This window comes from Desulfatibacillum alkenivorans DSM 16219 (genome assembly GCF_900142135.1).
GTDB lineage: Bacteria > Desulfobacterota > Desulfobacteria > Desulfobacterales > Desulfatibacillaceae > Desulfatibacillum > Desulfatibacillum alkenivorans.
This window is the reverse complement of the sequence record NZ_FQZU01000011.1, coordinates 128,929-144,806: the sequence shown is the minus strand read 5'-3', so window position 1 is coordinate 144,806 and position 15,878 is coordinate 128,929. Positions and strand designations below refer to the sequence as shown.

At 56.1% G+C, this 15,878-nt stretch carries 12 protein-coding genes and 4 tRNA genes; 6 read left to right on the top strand and 10 right to left on the bottom strand.

Annotated features, from left to right (window positions below; all coding sequences use genetic code 11):
- Window positions 1-73: 73 nt before the first annotated feature.
- The 8 genes from BUE18_RS11450 to BUE18_RS11415 form a co-directional block, all read right to left on the bottom strand.
- Window positions 74-934, bottom strand: a complete 861-nt coding sequence (locus BUE18_RS11450) for a tyrosine-type recombinase/integrase (protein ID WP_073475758.1) — start codon at window positions 932-934, stop codon at window positions 74-76.
- Between the two features lie 232 nt (window positions 935-1,166).
- A tRNA-Asp gene (locus tag BUE18_RS11445) sits at window positions 1,167-1,245 on the bottom strand.
- A 1-nt stretch (window position 1,246) separates the two neighbouring features.
- Window positions 1,247-1,322 (bottom strand) — tRNA-Val (locus tag BUE18_RS11440).
- A 197-nt stretch (window positions 1,323-1,519) separates the two neighbouring features.
- Window positions 1,520-3,970, bottom strand: coding sequence for an endopeptidase La (gene lon / locus BUE18_RS11435; RefSeq protein WP_073475757.1), 2,451 nt, complete (start codon window positions 3,968-3,970; stop codon window positions 1,520-1,522).
- Between the two features lie 24 nt (window positions 3,971-3,994).
- On the bottom strand, window positions 3,995-5,245 hold the full coding sequence (gene clpX, locus BUE18_RS11430; RefSeq protein WP_073475755.1) for an ATP-dependent Clp protease ATP-binding subunit ClpX: 1,251 nt from the start codon (window positions 5,243-5,245) through the stop codon (window positions 3,995-3,997).
- Window positions 5,246-5,435: 190 nt separating this feature from the next.
- Complete coding sequence (gene clpP, locus BUE18_RS11425; RefSeq protein ID WP_073475753.1) at window positions 5,436-6,041, bottom strand: ATP-dependent Clp endopeptidase proteolytic subunit ClpP; 606 nt, start codon at window positions 6,039-6,041, stop codon at window positions 5,436-5,438.
- A gap of 150 nt (window positions 6,042-6,191) precedes the next feature.
- Entirely contained in the window at window positions 6,192-7,508 is a 1,317-nt protein-coding gene (tig, locus tag BUE18_RS11420) for a trigger factor (protein WP_073475787.1), read from the bottom strand.
- 102 nt (window positions 7,509-7,610) lie between these two features.
- Window positions 7,611-7,697, bottom strand: a tRNA-Leu gene (locus BUE18_RS11415).
- 221 nt (window positions 7,698-7,918) lie between these two features.
- Here BUE18_RS11415 and BUE18_RS11410 point away from each other — a divergent pair.
- Window positions 7,919-8,731 (top strand): N-acetylmuramoyl-L-alanine amidase, encoded by an 813-nt coding sequence (locus BUE18_RS11410; protein ID WP_073475751.1) that lies wholly within the window; start codon window positions 7,919-7,921, stop codon window positions 8,729-8,731.
- A gap of 286 nt (window positions 8,732-9,017) precedes the next feature.
- Here the strand turns inward: BUE18_RS11410 and BUE18_RS11400 are convergent, their stop codons facing one another.
- Entirely contained in the window at window positions 9,018-10,106 is a 1,089-nt protein-coding gene (locus tag BUE18_RS11400) for a methyltransferase domain-containing protein (protein ID WP_073475748.1), read from the bottom strand.
- 196 nt (window positions 10,107-10,302) lie between these two features.
- Between BUE18_RS11400 and BUE18_RS11395 the strand changes: the two genes are divergently transcribed.
- Both BUE18_RS11395 and BUE18_RS28290 read left to right on the top strand, forming a co-directional pair.
- A tRNA-Pro gene (locus tag BUE18_RS11395) sits at window positions 10,303-10,379 on the top strand.
- Between the two features lie 51 nt (window positions 10,380-10,430).
- Window positions 10,431-10,898 (top strand): hypothetical protein, encoded by a 468-nt coding sequence (locus BUE18_RS28290; protein WP_211482801.1) that lies wholly within the window; start codon window positions 10,431-10,433, stop codon window positions 10,896-10,898.
- Between the two features lie 42 nt (window positions 10,899-10,940).
- Here the strand turns inward: BUE18_RS28290 and BUE18_RS11385 are convergent, their stop codons facing one another.
- Complete coding sequence (locus BUE18_RS11385) at window positions 10,941-12,398, bottom strand: ArnT family glycosyltransferase (RefSeq protein WP_073475746.1); 1,458 nt, start codon at window positions 12,396-12,398, stop codon at window positions 10,941-10,943.
- 316 nt (window positions 12,399-12,714) lie between these two features.
- Between BUE18_RS11385 and BUE18_RS11380 the strand changes: the two genes are divergently transcribed.
- The 3 genes from BUE18_RS11380 to BUE18_RS11370 all read left to right on the top strand — a co-directional run bounded on the left by BUE18_RS11380 (window position 12,715) and on the right by BUE18_RS11370 (window position 15,817).
- A complete protein-coding gene (locus BUE18_RS11380; RefSeq protein ID WP_083610955.1) occupies window positions 12,715-13,353 on the top strand; it encodes a Rossmann-fold NAD(P)-binding domain-containing protein in 639 nt (212 codons plus the stop codon).
- A 188-nt stretch (window positions 13,354-13,541) separates the two neighbouring features.
- Window positions 13,542-14,603: an NAD-dependent epimerase/dehydratase family protein gene (locus BUE18_RS11375; protein ID WP_073475743.1), complete on the top strand. Its 1,062-nt coding sequence runs from the start codon at window positions 13,542-13,544 to the stop codon at window positions 14,601-14,603.
- The gene (locus tag BUE18_RS11370) at window positions 14,600-15,817 is read left to right on the top strand and encodes a 1-acyl-sn-glycerol-3-phosphate acyltransferase (RefSeq protein ID WP_244549313.1); all 1,218 of its coding nucleotides are present in this window, start codon (window positions 14,600-14,602) and stop codon (window positions 15,815-15,817) included. Before BUE18_RS11375 ends, BUE18_RS11370 begins: the two co-directional genes overlap by 4 nt.
- The last annotated feature ends 61 nt before the right edge of the window (window positions 15,818-15,878 follow it).

The following is a 15,878-nucleotide window of genomic DNA, read 5'->3' as shown; positions in this document are numbered from 1 at the left end:
CATCCGCCATCCATGTCAACTTGATCAAAAAAATAGTAAGTGATTTCAATGATATTCAAAGTTAGTAAAATAATCAAAGACGTCCCCAAAAACGTCTGTTGGGGAAGACCCACTGATATCCTGCTCCCGCCTGGATCGCTTTGGCATCCCTCAGGATCTCAATAGCAGCCCTGCTTATGGGGAGTGTCGTATCCTGACCGCCCTTGGTGTCTTTCAAGGTGATCGTTCCCGTGGCAAAGCTAACGTCATTCCATCGAAGAGAGAAGACTTCCCCGCGCCTGCATCCTGTGTACAAGGCGAATTTTATGACCAGAGCCACCATTTTATTATTCCAGGCGTCCAGCGTATTCAGCAGGCTCTTAATCTCGTCTTTGGTCAGACACTCGGTGACATGGTTCTCGCACTTGGGAGGCGTCGTCCGTTTGGCGGGATTATCCCCGGAGTACAGGTCCATGAGGATCGCCCAGTTATACACCCGCTTGATAAGATTGAGCACATGCTTGATGGTCTGCGGGGCGTATCCGCTTTTCTTCATTGTGGAGATTACCTTGTCCACGTCCAGGGGCGCGACTGAATCCATGGTCTTGCCGTGGACAAACCGGAGGACATGCTTTTCCCATCGCTGTTTATCGTCCATCCAGCTTTTCTTGTTTTCTTCAGCCCACAGGATGTACTTGTCCCAAGCCTCATCTATTCCGATTCTGCTTCTGATTCCCAGCAGCTTCTTTTCCATGGATTGGGTCTTGAGTTTAGCTTCGAGGTTTTTCGCCATGTTGAGGGTGTCTACCAGCTTAGTGACGCGCCTGCCGTCGCTTCCTTTGACGACCACCCGGTATCTCTTTCCTTGGGTGAAGGCCGATCCACATTTAGGGCAGATTTTTGTTTGCAGCGATAGGCTGCTTTTGCAGGTTTTACAGTACAGATTAATTCCCATGTTCGTCTCCAGGGTGTGCATATAGTGTGCACGCAGCGGTTGAAAGGGACGAAAATAGGGCGTCTTCACGGTTCGCCAGAAATGGGCGACATGGGATTCTTGAGGGATGTCATTTTGAGATGCGGGATTAAACTGAAGGTGTTCAGATTGAGGAAATCGAAGAAAACGGGAGAATTTGGGCGAAATAAAAAGGGATACCAAGAAAATCCTTGATATCCCTTCATAATCGGTGTGGCGGGGACGACGAGACTTGAACTCGCGACCTCTGGCTTGACAGGCCAGCGTTCTAACCAAAGCTGAACTACGCCCCCGTGGTAGGCGGAACAGGGCTTGAACCTGTGACCCCCGGCTTGTAAGGCCGGTGCTCTCCCAACTGAGCTACCCGCCCGAGCGTTGAAAGCTCCTAAAACCGGGTTTCCTTGTGTTGCTTTGTTTCAGGTGAAACCCTTCCTAAAGGCGCTCGTTAAGTATCAATTCCGCCTTTGGATGTCAAGCAATTAAACAACCCGGTTACACTTTTTTTTAACTTTTGTTAGAGCCAGCGTTTGCGCGGGTTTATGCGCAAACGCCGGCCCGGAAATTTCACTAGTTTATCTGCATTTCAGGCGGATTTTCCACCCCGTTGGGGACCACGCAGCCCATGGGCAGGTCGGCGTCCTCATTGAACAGGGCTTCGCCTTCCTTGAGCACCAGGGCGTGCTCCAAAACCTGATCCATATGGCCTACGGGCGTGACCTTGACGGCCTTTAAAACGCGGGCCGGGATGTCGGCCAGATCCTTTTCGTTTTCCTCGGGAATGAGGATGGCCTTGATGCCGGCCCGGTGGGCGGCCAGGATTTTCTCCTTAAGCCCGCCGATGGGCAGGATCCTGCCCCGGAGGGTGATTTCCCCGGTCATGGCCAGGTCGCGGCGGACCTTTCTGCCTGTCAGCACGCTCACGATGGAGGTGCACATGGTGATTCCGGCGCTGGGGCCGTCCTTGGGGATGGCGCCTTCCGGGATGTGGATATGGATATCCAGCTTTTTATGGAACTCGGGATCGATGCACAGCCTGGGAGTGCGGGAGCGCACATAGCTGACCGCCGCCCGGGCGGATTCCTTCATGACGTCGCCCAGTTTTCCGGTGACGATGAGTTCGCCCTTGCCGGGCATGGTGACGGTTTCCACGGCCAGGATTTCGCCGCCCACCTGGGTCCAGGCCAGGCCCGTGACCAGGCCGATGCGGTCTTCCAGTTCGATCTGACCGTGGCGGAAGCGTTCGGGCCCCAGGTGCTTGCCGACGCTCTGGGTCGTGACCCGCACCGGGCCTTCGGGCTGATCCTTGACGATGATGCGCGCCACCTTGCGGCAAATCGAGGCGATTTCCCGCTCCAGGTTGCGGACCCCGGCCTCCCGGGTGTATCCGCGAATGATGGTGTACACGGCGTTATCGGAGATCTGCACCATTTCGTCGTTGAGGCCGTTCACCTTCAACTGCTTGGGGATAAGGTAGCCCCGGGCGATATGGAATTTTTCCAGCTCCGTATACCCTGGAATGCGGATGATCTCCATCCTGTCCTGGAGGGGCAGGGGGATGTCCGGCAGGGTGTTGGCCGTGGTGATGAACAGGATGTCGGACAGGTCGTAGTCCACGTCCATGTAATGGTCGTTAAAGGACGAGTTCTGCTCCGGATCCAGGACTTCCAGGAGGGCCGCCGAGGGATCTCCCCGGAAGTCCATGCTCATTTTGTCCACTTCGTCCAGGCAGAACACGGGGTTGTTCACCCCCACCTTTTTAAGGGACTGGATGACCTTGCCGGGCAGGGCGCCGATATAGGTGCGCCTGTGTCCCCGGATTTCCGCTTCGTCCCGCACGCCGCCCAAAGAGAGGCGCACGAACTTCCTGTTGGTGGCCCGGGCCACGGACTTGGCGAGGGAGGTCTTGCCCACGCCGGGGGGGCCCACAAGGCACAGGATGGGGCCGCGGATTTTTTTCACCAGAGCCTGGACGGCCAAATATTCCAGGATGCGCTCCTTGGGTTTTTCCAGGCCGTAGTGGTCCTGATCCAGGATGTTTTCGGCCTCGGTCACGTCGGTGCGGACCTTGGAGCGTTCGTACCAGGGCAGGGCCAGGAACCAGTCGATGTAGTTTCTGACCACGGTGGCTTCGGCGGACATGGGGCTCATGAGTTTGAGCTTTTTGAACTCTTGACGCACCCGGTTGGCGGCTTCCTTGGGCATGCGCTTTTTCTTGATGCGCCTTTCCAATTCGTCCATTTCGCCGGCCTGTTCGTCGTCGGAGCCCATTTCCTTGCGGATGGCCCGCATCTGCTCGTTGAGGTAGTACTGCCTCTGGGTTTTTTCCATCTGGGTTTTGACCCGGCCCTTGATCCGGAACTCCATCTCGTTGATGGCGATTTCGGTCTTCATGAACTGGAGCAGGAGGGTCAGGCGCTCGATGGGCGACACGGCTTCCAGGAGGCTTTGCTTGTCCTCGATTTTAAACTGGAAGTGGGAAGCCACGGTGTCGGCCAGTTGGGACGGATCCGTGATGGCCTTGAGGCTGTTCATCAGGTCTTTGGGAATGTTCTTATTGACCTTGGTGTACGACTTGAACGTTTCCAGGATGGTGCGGACCATGGCTTCCGCCTCGGTCTGCTGCACATCGGGTTCGGCCAAGGGCTCCAGCTCCACCCGGAAGTGGCTTTCGGAGCGGATGAATTCGGTGATTTTCGCCCGGGACTTGCCTTCCACCAGGGCTTTGACCGTGCCGTCGGGCAGGCGCAGCAATTGGAGGACGGTTCCCACGGCGCCCACTCTGTGCAGGTCCTTTTCCTCCGGGTTGTCCACGGAGGCGTTTTTCTGGGTGACCAGGAAAACGCTTTTATCCTTGGCCATGGCTTCGGAAAGGGCGTTTATGGACTGGTCCCGGCCCACGAACAAGGGCACCACCATATGGGGGAACACGACTATGTCCCTCAGGGGCAACAGGGGAAGATTCATGCGGGGAACTCCTTCATCTTCCTGGCTCTTTTTGAGCTTGGATATGCTGAACATAAAGTTTTATTTCCGTCAGTGATATCAGGCTTTCTTTTTACTGGGTTCAAAAAGGAGGATGGGGTCTTCGCCGTGCATGACCACCTCTTCTCCTATGACGCATTCCTTGACGTTTTCCATGGAAGGAATCTCGTACTGGATATCCAGCATGGCCTTTTCCACGATAGCCCGCAGGCCCCTGGCGCCTGATTTACGATCCAGGGCGCCTTTGGCGATGGCGGAAAGGGCGCTGTCCGTGAAGCGAAGTTTGACGCCTTCCATTTCAAAGAGTTTCTGGAACTGCTTGACCAGGGCGTTTTTGGGCTCCGTCAAAATTCTGACCAGGCTCTCTTCGCCCAGTTCGCCCAAGGTGGCGATGACCGGCAAGCGGCCCACGAATTCGGGGATGAGCCCGAACTTCAACAAGTCTTCCGGCCGGGTCTGGATCAGCAAATCGCCGATCTTCATTTCGGTTTTGGTTTGCACCTTGGCGCCGAAGCCCATGACTTTTTCGCCCTGCCTGCGTTGAATCAGCTCGGCCAGGCCGTTGAAGGCGCCGCCGCAGATGAACAGGATGTTGGAGGTGTCCACCTTGACGAAATCCTGCTGCGGGTGCTTGCGTCCGCCCTTGGGAGGAACGCTTGCCGTGGTGCCTTCCACGATTTTCAGCAGGGCCTGCTGGACCCCTTCGCCGGAGACGTCCCGGGTGATGGAGGGGTTGTCGGACTTGCGGGCGATTTTGTCGATTTCGTCGATGTACACAATGCCGCGTTTGGCCCGTTCCACGTCGTAATCGGCGTTTTGGAGCAGGGAGAGGATAATGTTTTCCACATCCTCGCCCACGTAGCCGGCTTCCGTCAAAGCCGTGGCGTCGGCGATGGTGAAGGGCACGTCCAGGAACCTGGCCAGAGTCTGGGCCAGAAGGGTTTTGCCGCTGCCCGTGGGGCCTATGAGCAGGACGTTGCTTTTTTGAATGTCCACGTCCTTGGAGTCAAAGGCGGTGTCAAGGCGTTTGTAATGATTGTAAACCGCAACGGACAACACTTTTTTAGCGTGGTCCTGCTCGATGACGTATTCGTCGAGCATGGCCTTGATTTCTTTGGGGGTGGGGATGTCCTGGAATTCGGAGTCCACGGCCCCTTTTTCGGTTTCCTCGGCAATGATCTCGTTGCACAATTCAATGCATTCATCGCAGATGTATACGGCGGGTCCGGCAATGAGCTTTTTCACCTCATCCTGGTTTTTGCCGCAGAAAGAGCACCGCAGATGATCCGAGGAGTCGCCTTTTTTGCTCATATTTCTCTAATCTCCATAAAGAATTTGCGTAATTTCCAGCCAATTAAAACCGGAAAAGTCTGGTTTTAAGTATAGCCATGCTTTGAGTTCTTGGCAAGCTGGCCGGGAACTATTTTTACAAATTATCATGCAATCCCGGCGCCAATCCCCCCTTTAACGGGGGATTGGCCGGGTTCAATCCTGGAAATAATTATTCTTCGAGGGAATCAAGGTCTTCGCGGTTCAGGATCACGTGGTCGATGAGGCCGTATTCCTTGGCTTCCGCGGGGCTCATGAAATAGTCCCGGTCCGTGTCCTGCTGAACCTGCTCCAAGGGTTTGCCCGTGTGGGAGGCCAGGATTTCGTTCAGGGCCTCTTTCATGCGCAGGATTTCCTGAGCCTGAATGGCGATGTCCGACGCCTGGCCCTGGAACCCGCCCATGGGCTGATGGATCAGAATGCGGGAGTTGGGCAGGGAATAGCGCTTGCCGTGATTGCCCGCCGCCAGAAGCACGGCGCCCATGCTGGCCGCCTGGCCGATGCATACGGTGGTGATTTCCGGCTTGATGTAGGCCATGGTGTCGTAAATGGCCATGCCGGCGGTGACGCTGCCGCCGGGGGAGTTGATGTAAAAATTGATGTCCTTTTCCGGGTCGTCGGACTCCAGAAAAAGGAGCTGGGCGATGATGGAGTTGGCGACCACGTCGTTGACCTCCGTGCCCAGGAAAATGATTCTATCTTTGAGCAGGCGGGAGTATATATCGTAAGTCCTCTCCCCCCGGCTGGTTTGCTCAACAACATAAGGTATATAACTCATGCATCCTCCTTTTAATTAGGCGAACAGGAAAAAAGATAATTTCGATTGAGAAGATAGAAACGAAAAGCGGTTTCGTCAAGCAGGATGGCGGGTCCGGATTCAAGGCCGTGAAGGTCCGGACCCGCCGAATAGGGATGGAGCGGAATTGAATTATTCTTCCGTTTCCTGAAGTTCGAGCTCAACCTCTTTGATTTCATTGAGGTTTTTCACGTACTTCAGGGCTTCCTTCTGCAAGAGGGTCTGCCTGAGCATGTTCATCTGCTCGGCGTCGGAAGCATAATATTTTTTTACGATTTCAAGCGGTTGACGCAGGGATTCCGCCATGCCCTTGAATGCGTTTTCCAATTCCTCTTCGGGAAGCTCGACATTTTCCTGCTCCACGATTTTATCCAGAAGCAAGTACCGGCGCACCTGCTGCTCGGCGGGCTCGCGGTAGCGCTCTTCCATATCTTCCTTGGTGGCTCCGGTGTCTTCAAAGGTCATGTCGCGGTAGGAGAGGGCTCTTTCCGCTTCGGAGACCATGCTGGCCGTTTCGTGCTTGATCAGGGTTTCGGGAACCTCGAATTCCACCCGGCCCAAAAGGGCCTGGAAGACCTGCTCGTCCAGCTCCTGTTCGGAGCGGCGGTCGTAGCCTTGCTGCAGGTGGTCCCGGATGGAGTCCTTCAACTGGTCCAGGGTTTCGTATTCGCCGAGATCCTTGGCGAATTCGTCGTCCAGTTCGGGGAGAATCTGCTTGCGGATTTCCTTGAGCCTGACGTGGAACTTGACCTGTTTGGAGGCCAGTTCCTTATTAAAATAGTCTTCCGGGAAGGAAATCTCGAAATCCTTTTCCTCGTCCCGCTTCATGCCGATGATCTGGGCGTCGAAATCCTTGAGGATGCGGCCGGTTCCCAGCTCCATGGTGAAGTTTTCGGTGAACCGGAGTTCGTCGGGCTGTCCGTCCGGGCAGACGCCTTCATAATCGATGAGCACGAAGTCTTCTTCCTTGGCGGGACGGTCCTCCTCTTCGGTTTCCAGGCTGGACATGTTCTTGCGGATCATGGCGATCTGGTTTTCAATTTCCTGGTCCGTGGCCTTGTACATGTTTTTGCTGAGTTCGATGCCCTTGAGGTCCAGGTCCGTCAGTTCCGGGAAGATTTCCACGGTGGCGTCAAATTTGTAGGGCTCGTCCGGAACGATGGCCGGGGGCTCGATTTCCGGGGGGCCTACGATTTTCAGCTTTGTTTCCATGATGGCTTCGCGGAAGGCGTCGCTGATGATTTCGCCGGCGACGTCGGACTCCACATCGGATTTGTACAGGCGCTCCAGCACGGAGCGGGGGGCTTTACCGGGCCTGAAGCCCTTGACTTTGGCCTGTTTTTTCAGCTCGGCGTAAGCGGAGTCCAGGGCTTTTTTCACGTCTTCAGCAGGCGCCTCTATATGGAGGACCTTTTTGACTGAACTCAGGTCTTCGACTGTTACTTGCATAATGATCCTTTCCTTGGGCCGATTTCCATCCATCGGCCGCGGCCTTTAAACCAAAAAAATAAATTGCCGCCCAGGGGGCCGGCAAGATCCTGATTGCAAACATGGTGCGAGAAGGGAGACTCGAACTCCCACTCTGTTTCCAGAACTGGATCCTAAGTCCAGCGCGTCTACCAGTTCCGCCACTCTCGCACGGGCCGCCGGGCAAAGCTTGACTTGGACCGGCTGTCGCGTTTAGTTATAGCTGCCTGTCCGCCCGGACCCGTGCGCGGGTTCTTTAGGGCGCGGCGTAATCAGAAAATGTTAATATCATTCGGGACAGGGTGTCAAGTCCAAACAGGCAGGAGACAAACCTCCCGTCCCGCCTAAACGCCCGCCCACTACGGGCGGCGGGCTTCAGGAGATTTTGCTCCGTGAAAAGTTTCGCCTGTTTTTCCGCGCCGAACCAGCGGCCGGAGCCTTTCTCAACCGGAAAGAGCCCCTCCCGGGCCGCCAATTTTATGGCAACGGGCTGTTTTTTTGTCAAAAAAATGCGCCTTGGGTCAACCCTTTTTTTTGTTTCGGCGCTTTTTCTGCTTTTCGGGGCGTTTTCCGCCCATGCAGAGCGTCTTCCCGTGGCGGTTCTGGACCCGGGCCACGGAGGCCTGAACCCCGGCGCCCATCTGGGCGACGGCGTCAATGAGGGACAGGCCGCTCTATCCTTGGCGAAAAAAATCAAGGGGATTCTGGATTCCCGGGGAGAGGTGCAAACCGTCCTCACCAGGGACGGGGACTACAACCTGCCCCTCCACGAGCGGGCCGGAGCCGCCGCCCACAATCAGGCCCGGGTTTTTATCAGCCTCCATGCGGGCCAGGACTGGAGCCGGGGCGGCGAGCCCAGAATTCTGGTCGCCTATTATCAGGCCCGATCTCCGGAATTCGCCGGAACGGAGGGAGATGCGGCGGTCCAAGCCTCCCTGGAGGCTCGGCCTTGGGAGTCCGCGGCGCAATCCCAAAACGCCGGCAGCCGCAGGTTGTCCGATGTTTTGAAAAATAATCTGCAAAACAACACGCCCCCCGACCGGGTGCGCGCGGGCGGCTATCCTCTGGCCGTCCTGGCCGGGGCGGACGCTCCGGCCGTGTTGGTGGAATTGACCAATATGGGCGTCAATTCCCGCGTTCGGGAGGAAATCCTGAACAACGCGGCCCAGGACATAGCCCGGGCGATTCAACAGTTTTTACAGTAGGTTAAAGTGAGTTTTTCTTTTTCGCCCTGGTATTATGTCTCTCCGCTACACCGGCCGGATACGACTCTGTCCTGAAAACCCGTTATTGAGTTTTTGAGAGACGTCCCCAAAAAGTTCGTTGAGTTTTTGAGAGACGTCCCCAAAAAGTTCGTCCCCAAAAAGTTGAGAGACGTCCCCAAAAAGTTCGTCCCCAAAAAGTTGAGACGTCCCCCAAAACTTACTCACGCATTCTCATAGACGCGGACCCATTGTATTCCAGCACCCGCGCCTATGCCTTTCGTCCCTCTTACTCTTTCACAAACACCAGGGTCAGGTATTGGGTGAAGGCGTCGGGCGGCGTGAAGTAGGGGTTGACCTTTTTGGCCTGGGGCGTGATGGTTCCGTGAAAATATTCGTACATGCCGCCTTCATTGGAATTGACCACGTTGACGTTGGTCTGATTGTTCAGGAGCGAACGCCGGGCGGAGATGAGCTTCATGCCCGCGGCGATTCCGGCGTCGTTGTAGTCGTAAGGGGTCAGGTGGCTGCGGGCGAAATAGATGCAGGTTTCCGCGGCCTGGGCTTCGCCCGGCCTTACCTCTTTATAATACCGGATCAAATCCTCCCGGGTCAGGCGGCAGTGGAGCCAGGGGGCGTCCATGGGAAGCTGCATGGAGCCGCCGCACACCTCGTGCCAATAATCCACAATGACGAAAAACACGCCGTCCGGGTTCAAGAGGGATTGAACCTTTTTTAACAAGGGGCGTTCGTCAAAATATTCGATGCACATGATGCCGGTGATGAGGTCGAATTTCTCGCCGCCCGGAGGGTCCCAGGTCATGAAGTCGTCCACCACGTATTTGTCCAGGCCGTGGGGCCGGGACGGATCGAAAATCGTGGAAAGCATGGGCAGGGGATACCAGTTGCCCAGCTGTCCGTTTAAAAAGTCCATGATATTGGCCAGTTCCTGCTGCTTGCCTTTGTCCCGGGATTGGTAGGTGCGGTTCATTTCCTCCAGGTATTCGAAGGTGTTTTCGTCGGTGAACTCCGTGTCGCGATGCAGGATGTCAATGCCCCAGGCCTCATCGCACATGCCGGCGGCCTTTAAAAGCCTGGGCTGGATGCCCGGGCCCGTGCCGATATCCAGGGCCATGGGGAATTTGTCCCGGCCCAAAAAGCATTCGTTCAGGATTTCCCGGAAATAGTTGAACACAACGACCTTGTTGACAAAAAAGCCGTAGCCCTTGGGATAGGCGTCCGGGGTGCCGTCAAAACATTTGTCGGCGAATTCCTGGAGGCTTTGGATGCCGTAAGGCCAGGATTTTTTGCGTTCGTACCAGCCGGGGATGAGATCGATCCTTGTTCCGTCCGAGGTGATGAAATGGTCCTTTTGCATAGCGGTTCTCCTTGTTTAATCCGCAGGTTATGGATGTTGTTGCACAGAGGCGCATCCCATGCGGATTGTTGCTGCGATTAAGTATAGAACTGGCTGGAATGCTATGCAATTTCCGCGCCGGGGCGGGCTCTGGATTTTTCCACTATTGGCTTGCCCAAATCAAAAAACCATGGTAATCAGACGCTTCAATTCAGAACGGGGCGTGGCGCAATCTGGTAGCGCGCCTGCTTTGGGAGCAGGAAGTTGGAGGTTCAAATCCTCTCGCCCCGACCAGATTTTTCTTCAGTTCCATTAAGCGTTTTTTTTGTTGCAAAAGAGGCAATCATGCAATTTTGTAAACAGAGATCGCTCACATTCCTTTTGCACATTTTTTTGTTGGAAGCATTGTTAATTACAGGCGTTTGCGCCAACGCCGTTCCGGCGGAGCAAGTCCCTTTTTCCTCCGCCCAAAGCTCCGGCGGCGTTTGGAGCATGGAGGATCCTGAGGACAAACCGTCCGCCATCACCTCCACGACCACGACGACCACTTCCTCAACAACAACGACCACCCGGCCGACCACCACCACCACGACGACAACCACGACGACCACCTGGGCCACTACGACGACCACCACAACGACAAGTACAACCACCACCAGTTCCACCACCTCAACAACCCTGCCTCCCTGTTACACCCAGGAGGATATTGATCAGGCTGTGAGCGATGCCCTTCAACAATGGGATGTGGGCGGGGACGGCAAAAAGGGCTTGGCGGAGGCGATTGATGCGCTTCAAACCCTTGTGAATCCATAATTTTTGACGGGGGGGATGGCTTTTTGTCGCTCGAAAAAAATCCTATTTGGGATACATCTGCATGACGGTGAGCAGGTAGTCGCTGATTTCCTTGGAATAAGTCAGGTGGGTGAGGGCCAAAAGGCAGGCCAGGGCGATTAGCGTCAGGGCCAGGGCTTTGGTCTGTTTTTCCACGAAGAATGCGGCTGTGTAATGAAACACCGCGCCCGCAAACAGGCACAGATACGGGACGGCCGGGGCCCGATACCGGGAGTTGACCACAAAGATCAGCCCGGAAACCAGATACACGCCCACAACTCCGTATAATAGGGCGAACCGCCGTTTTTCCCGCAGGCACAGGGCCATGCCCAAGAGCCCCAGGGAGGCGATAAGCCCGTATCGCAAAAAAGGATAGCGCAAGGATTCCATATACCGGTAATGGTTGGCCTGGATGTGGTGAATCTCAAAGTTGTGGAAAAACAGGGCCAGCTTGCGGCCTTCCAACTTGACGTGCTTCCGCGGATGCTCTTTGAAATCCCTGAGGGTGATTTTAGTCCAGAACCTGGCGGCCTGGGACGGCGACAGGTCCCGCCCCGCAAGCTGCGAGGCTTTTTTGCGAAAGGCCACGTGGGCGTAATCCACGGGCAGATCGCCGGGGGCGGGCTTGTCCTGGCCCGGCAGATATTGGGGGATGAAAACCGTGGTGGCGCCGGCGTTGCCGTGGAAGAACACCTTGCCGTAATCCGCCGTGACCAGCACGAAGTCGTTGAACTTGACATAATTGCGGACGGTCACGGGCGCGATGATGATTAAGGCCGCCGCCAGGAAAACAAGGGGGTACAGATTGGCCTGCTTGAATTGTCTGACCTTTCGCAAGGCGAAATGAATCCACACGCAGGCAAACACGACGAATAACAAAAAGTTGGGCTTGGCCAGCACGGACAGCCCGGACAAAATCCCGGCCGCAGCAATGAATCGGATCGAGGCCTGTTCCCATTCCATGGACCGGACCAGACAATACACGGCCAGCCCGTTCAGCAGGGCCACGAATACGTACGGCTCCAGGGTGGACTCCAAAATCATGCCGCCGCCGTACATGGCGTATATGAGTCCGGCGGCGAATCCCACCTGCCGGGTGAACAGGCGCAGGCCCAGGCCGTAAATTATTATGGGGATGAAGGCGCCCAGGATGAGCTGGATCAGGGGCATGTACTTCAAGGCTCCGGGCGCGGCTTTACAGACGCCCCAGAGCAGGGTCAGGTATAGGGGGCTAACGTCGAGAAGGCGCTCGCCAAGGTCGGCCCCGCGGGCCGCCTCCCACGCCAGGACCGTATATTTGGCGAAAGCTTCGGCGTCGCACAGGGCGGTGTAAAAGGTGATGCGCAGGCACAGGGCGATGAGAAAGAGCAGCAGGCCCCATCTTAAATTTCCAGGGAGGGCTTCTTCGGCCGCCGCCGCTTGGCCTCCGGCGTCCAGGACCAGCTTCATGTTTTTGGGGTGTTTGTTGTTCAGGCCGGGCATATGACTCCGCTTTACGCTGGCTTCTTGTTAAATTTCAATCATCAAATCGGACGCCAAAATAAAAATGTATGCCTTACCGGCGCTTCATCGGTTGGATAACATCGGCGCCATTCATGGAATGCCGTTGCTCCATGAGGGGCGGTTGATAATCCGTTTTTGCATGGAAGACGCTCCCGGGCCGGGTTTGCCTGCGGGCGATTTTTGCATTTCAAGGTTGCCAATGGCGCGACTAATTATGTACTAACCGCTTAGGGCCGAAAACGCAAGCCCCCGTACGCATGCATCGCGGGCGGGGCTGAAAACCGGAAGGCGGATTATGGAATTTTGGATATTGGGAGCAGGCAAGTTCGGGCGGATCGCCCTGGAAAGGCTTCGGAAAAAGCATCCTGACGCCTTAATAAAGGTCGTGGACAGCGACGCAAAGGCTTTGGCCGGCCTGGGCCTCGGCGCGGAAACCCTGGTCGCGCCCGGGGCGGATTTTTTGTTGCAGGAGTTGAGTCCGGACAATCAGCCGGACTGGATCGTCCCGGCCATTCCCGTGCACATGGCCTTTGACTGGCTTTTGGCCCGTCTGCAAACGAAAAAACCGGCCCGCCAGGCGCCGGTTCCCCGGGAGATTGCGGACAAAGCCCCCAATCCCATGTGGGGCGAGAACGGAACCCTGTATGTGAGCCAGGCGGACTTTCTGTGCCCGGACAATTGCCCGGAGCCCAAGGATCGCTGCTTCAAAACCGGCCTGCCCAGAGACAACCTGTTCGACATGCTGGCGCGCATGGACGTCCCCGGAAGCATACAGGTAGTCATTCGGAGTCATCAATTGACTCCGGGCGTGGGCGGAATTAAGCCAGACGACCTTTTTAATGCGGAAAAACAGGCTTTTGCATCCGATCTTCCCGTGCATTTTTCCACGGCCTGCCGGTGCCACGGGGTGATAAACCGCCTGGAATTTGCATAAATCAAAGATTGTTTTTTTGCAAAATCCGGGATTGAATGCTTGATTTATCGCCTTTGGCATATTAATAATCAAATATTGACTAGTGCATCAAGGGGGGAGGGGGCCAAATTGACTAGGATTCGTCCACGCCCCTAATTTCCTCTGTTTTTCAGAAAGCAAAACCATTTTCCGGCAAGGATCTGCAGCCCATGATTCAAAAAAAGCGCTCTGTTCTCATAACAGGGGTATGCACCCCCTGGGGCGGGAAACTTGCGCGTCTGTTGGAAAACGACCCTGATTTCAACATCATTCTGGGGCTTGATTACAAAAAACCGGAATTCCCCTTGCGGAAGACCGAGTTTTTCCAGGTGGATCTGCACAATCCCCTGATCGCGGAGTTGATCAAAACCTCGGAAGTGGATACGGTCTGCCACTTGCAGTTCATGGACGCCTATTCCCATTCCGAGGAGATTTTCGACCTGAACGTCATGGGCGCCCAAAGCCTGCTGGCGGCCTGCGCGGCCGGAGAGGTTCCCCGGGTGTTGTTCATGAGCGACACCAAGGTGTACGGCGGGTCCTCCCGCAATCCCTGCTTTTTGGAGGAAACCGCCGACTTTAAGGGCCAGTACCGTCATCCTTACGTGCGGGACCGGTGGGAGGTGGAAAAGCTCCTGGCCAAGTTTTCCCGGGAATATCCTGAAATCAAGACCACCATCCTGCGTTTCGCCAATATTCTGGGGCCGGACGTGGACACGCCCATGCGGCGGTATTTGGAGGCGCCGGCCGTGCCCATGGTTTTCGGGTTTGACCCCATGTTCCAGTTCACCCACGAGGAGGACGTGGTCTCGGCTTTGTATCACGCCCTGAAAAGCGACGCCCACGGCGCGTTTAACGTGGCCGGCCAGGGCGCCATGCCCATCGGCCAGGTTTTGCGGGTGGGCAGGCGGGTTCCGGTTCCTTTTGGGGCGCCTTTTTTGCGTTTGTCCAATTTTTTCGTACAAAAGACTCCGGTTGCGGATTATATCCCCATTGAGACGGATTTTTTGAAATACACCTTTGTGGGCGATACTACGCGCATGAAGGAGGTGTTGGGATTCAAGCCTAAATACACATCCAAGCAAACGGTTATTGACTTTTTCGAGCATCTTAGGATACTCGGTTACGTTCCCAAGAGGGGGGAAATTGAGACGGCCCCGGAAGCTCACGAGCAACTGCAGGAATACATCAATTCCATGCGGCGCATTAACGAAGCCATCCAAGGATTGCAATGAGTCCTCAAGATCCGCCAAATAATCCGTCCTCCCAGGACGGCCAATGCTGGTCCCTGACCGCCAAGGGTGAGCGGTGCAAGAACCCGGCTCTGCCGGGGCAACGCTATTGCCAGGCCCATTTTCCCAAAGCCGGGGCCGAGTCCGGCGGCGCCCAGGGGGCCGAGCCGGATAAAATGGATCGCCTGGCCTTTTTGATGGAGCAGATTCTGGCGGAAATGATCGCGGCCCGCCAGGGCATGGACAAGGCCGCGCAAAGCGCTTCCGGCGCCGGGGACACGGAGCTTCTCACCAAGATTCTGGCCGAACTGGTGCAGATGCGCTTGAAAGACGAGCAGGAGCGCCAAAAAGAGCCGGCCGTCGACTTTCCGGCGCTTTTTGAAAAGCTGACCCATTTTCTGGAAGAAAAAATGACCGTCATCGCCCGGAGGATCGACGGGGATTACGAAGTGGACAAATGGGGCCGCGACCTGGAACTGGTCGAAGAAATGAGGCCTTTTTTTCAGTTTATGTACGAAAAATACTGGCGGGTGACCACCACCGGCCTGGAAAACGTTCCGGCCGAGGGCAAGGCCCTTTTGGTGGCCAATCATTCCGGGGTTCTGCCCTGGGACGGCGCCATGGTCATCACCGCCGTGGCGACCGAGCATCCCCACCCCCGGCTGGTGCGGGCTTTGCACCTTACCCGGGCCACGGAAATCCCGGTCGTCGGGCTGGGCCTTTCCCGCCTGGGACAGGTTCAGGCGCTGCCTGAAAACGCCGAGCGCCTGTTAAAGGAAGACGAGTTGGCGCTGGTCTTCCCCGAGGGCGTCAAAGGCGTGGGCAAGCCCTTCAGCGAACGCTACCGGCTGGCGCGATTCGGCCGCGGCGGCTTTGTGCGCGTGGCTATCCGGGCCGGGGCGCCCATCATCCCCGTGTCCATCGTGGGGGCCGAGGAAATATACCCCAATCTGGCCAACATGAAGATGGTCGCCTCCGCGTTTAATCTGCCGTATTTTCCAGCCACGCCCACTTTTCCGTGGCTGGGCCCTTTGGGCGTCATCCCCCTGCCTACCAAGTGGACCATCCGGTTTCACAAACCCATCCAGGTGACGGACATGAATCACCGTCCGGCCGAAGAGCCTTTGCTGGTGTCCAAGATCACCAACCAGGTGCGCGACACCATTCAAAAGGGCATTTACGATATTCTAAAAAAGCGCAAGGCCGTTTTCTGGTAGGCCTTAAATTGCGTGGCGTTCATTCAGGCGGCCCAGGCAAGATACTGCTTTTGCCTGGGCC

Excerpts from the sequence above, each read along its gene's own strand:
- tig (WP_073475787.1), bottom strand. The coding sequence starts at position 7,508 with ATGCAAGTAACAGTCGAAGACCTGAGTTCAGTCAAAAAGGTCCTCCAT.
- BUE18_RS11370 (WP_244549313.1), top strand. The coding sequence starts at position 14,600 with ATGAGTCCTCAAGATCCGCCAAATAATCCGTCCTCCCAGGACGGCCAA.
- lon (WP_073475757.1), bottom strand. The coding sequence starts at position 3,970 with ATGTTCAGCATATCCAAGCTCAAAAAGAGCCAGGAAGATGAAGGAGTT.
- clpP (WP_073475753.1), bottom strand. The coding sequence starts at position 6,041 with ATGAGTTATATACCTTATGTTGTTGAGCAAACCAGCCGGGGGGAGAGG.
- BUE18_RS28290 (WP_211482801.1), top strand. The coding sequence starts at position 10,431 with ATGCAATTTTGTAAACAGAGATCGCTCACATTCCTTTTGCACATTTTT.
- BUE18_RS11400 (WP_073475748.1), bottom strand. The coding sequence starts at position 10,106 with ATGCAAAAGGACCATTTCATCACCTCGGACGGAACAAGGATCGATCTC.
- BUE18_RS11385 (WP_073475746.1), bottom strand. The coding sequence starts at position 12,398 with ATGCCCGGCCTGAACAACAAACACCCCAAAAACATGAAGCTGGTCCTG.
- BUE18_RS11450 (WP_073475758.1), bottom strand. The coding sequence starts at position 934 with ATGGGAATTAATCTGTACTGTAAAACCTGCAAAAGCAGCCTATCGCTG.
- clpX (WP_073475755.1), bottom strand. The coding sequence starts at position 5,245 with ATGAGCAAAAAAGGCGACTCCTCGGATCATCTGCGGTGCTCTTTCTGC.
- BUE18_RS11380 (WP_083610955.1), top strand. The coding sequence starts at position 12,715 with ATGGAATTTTGGATATTGGGAGCAGGCAAGTTCGGGCGGATCGCCCTG.
- BUE18_RS11375 (WP_073475743.1), top strand. The coding sequence starts at position 13,542 with ATGATTCAAAAAAAGCGCTCTGTTCTCATAACAGGGGTATGCACCCCC.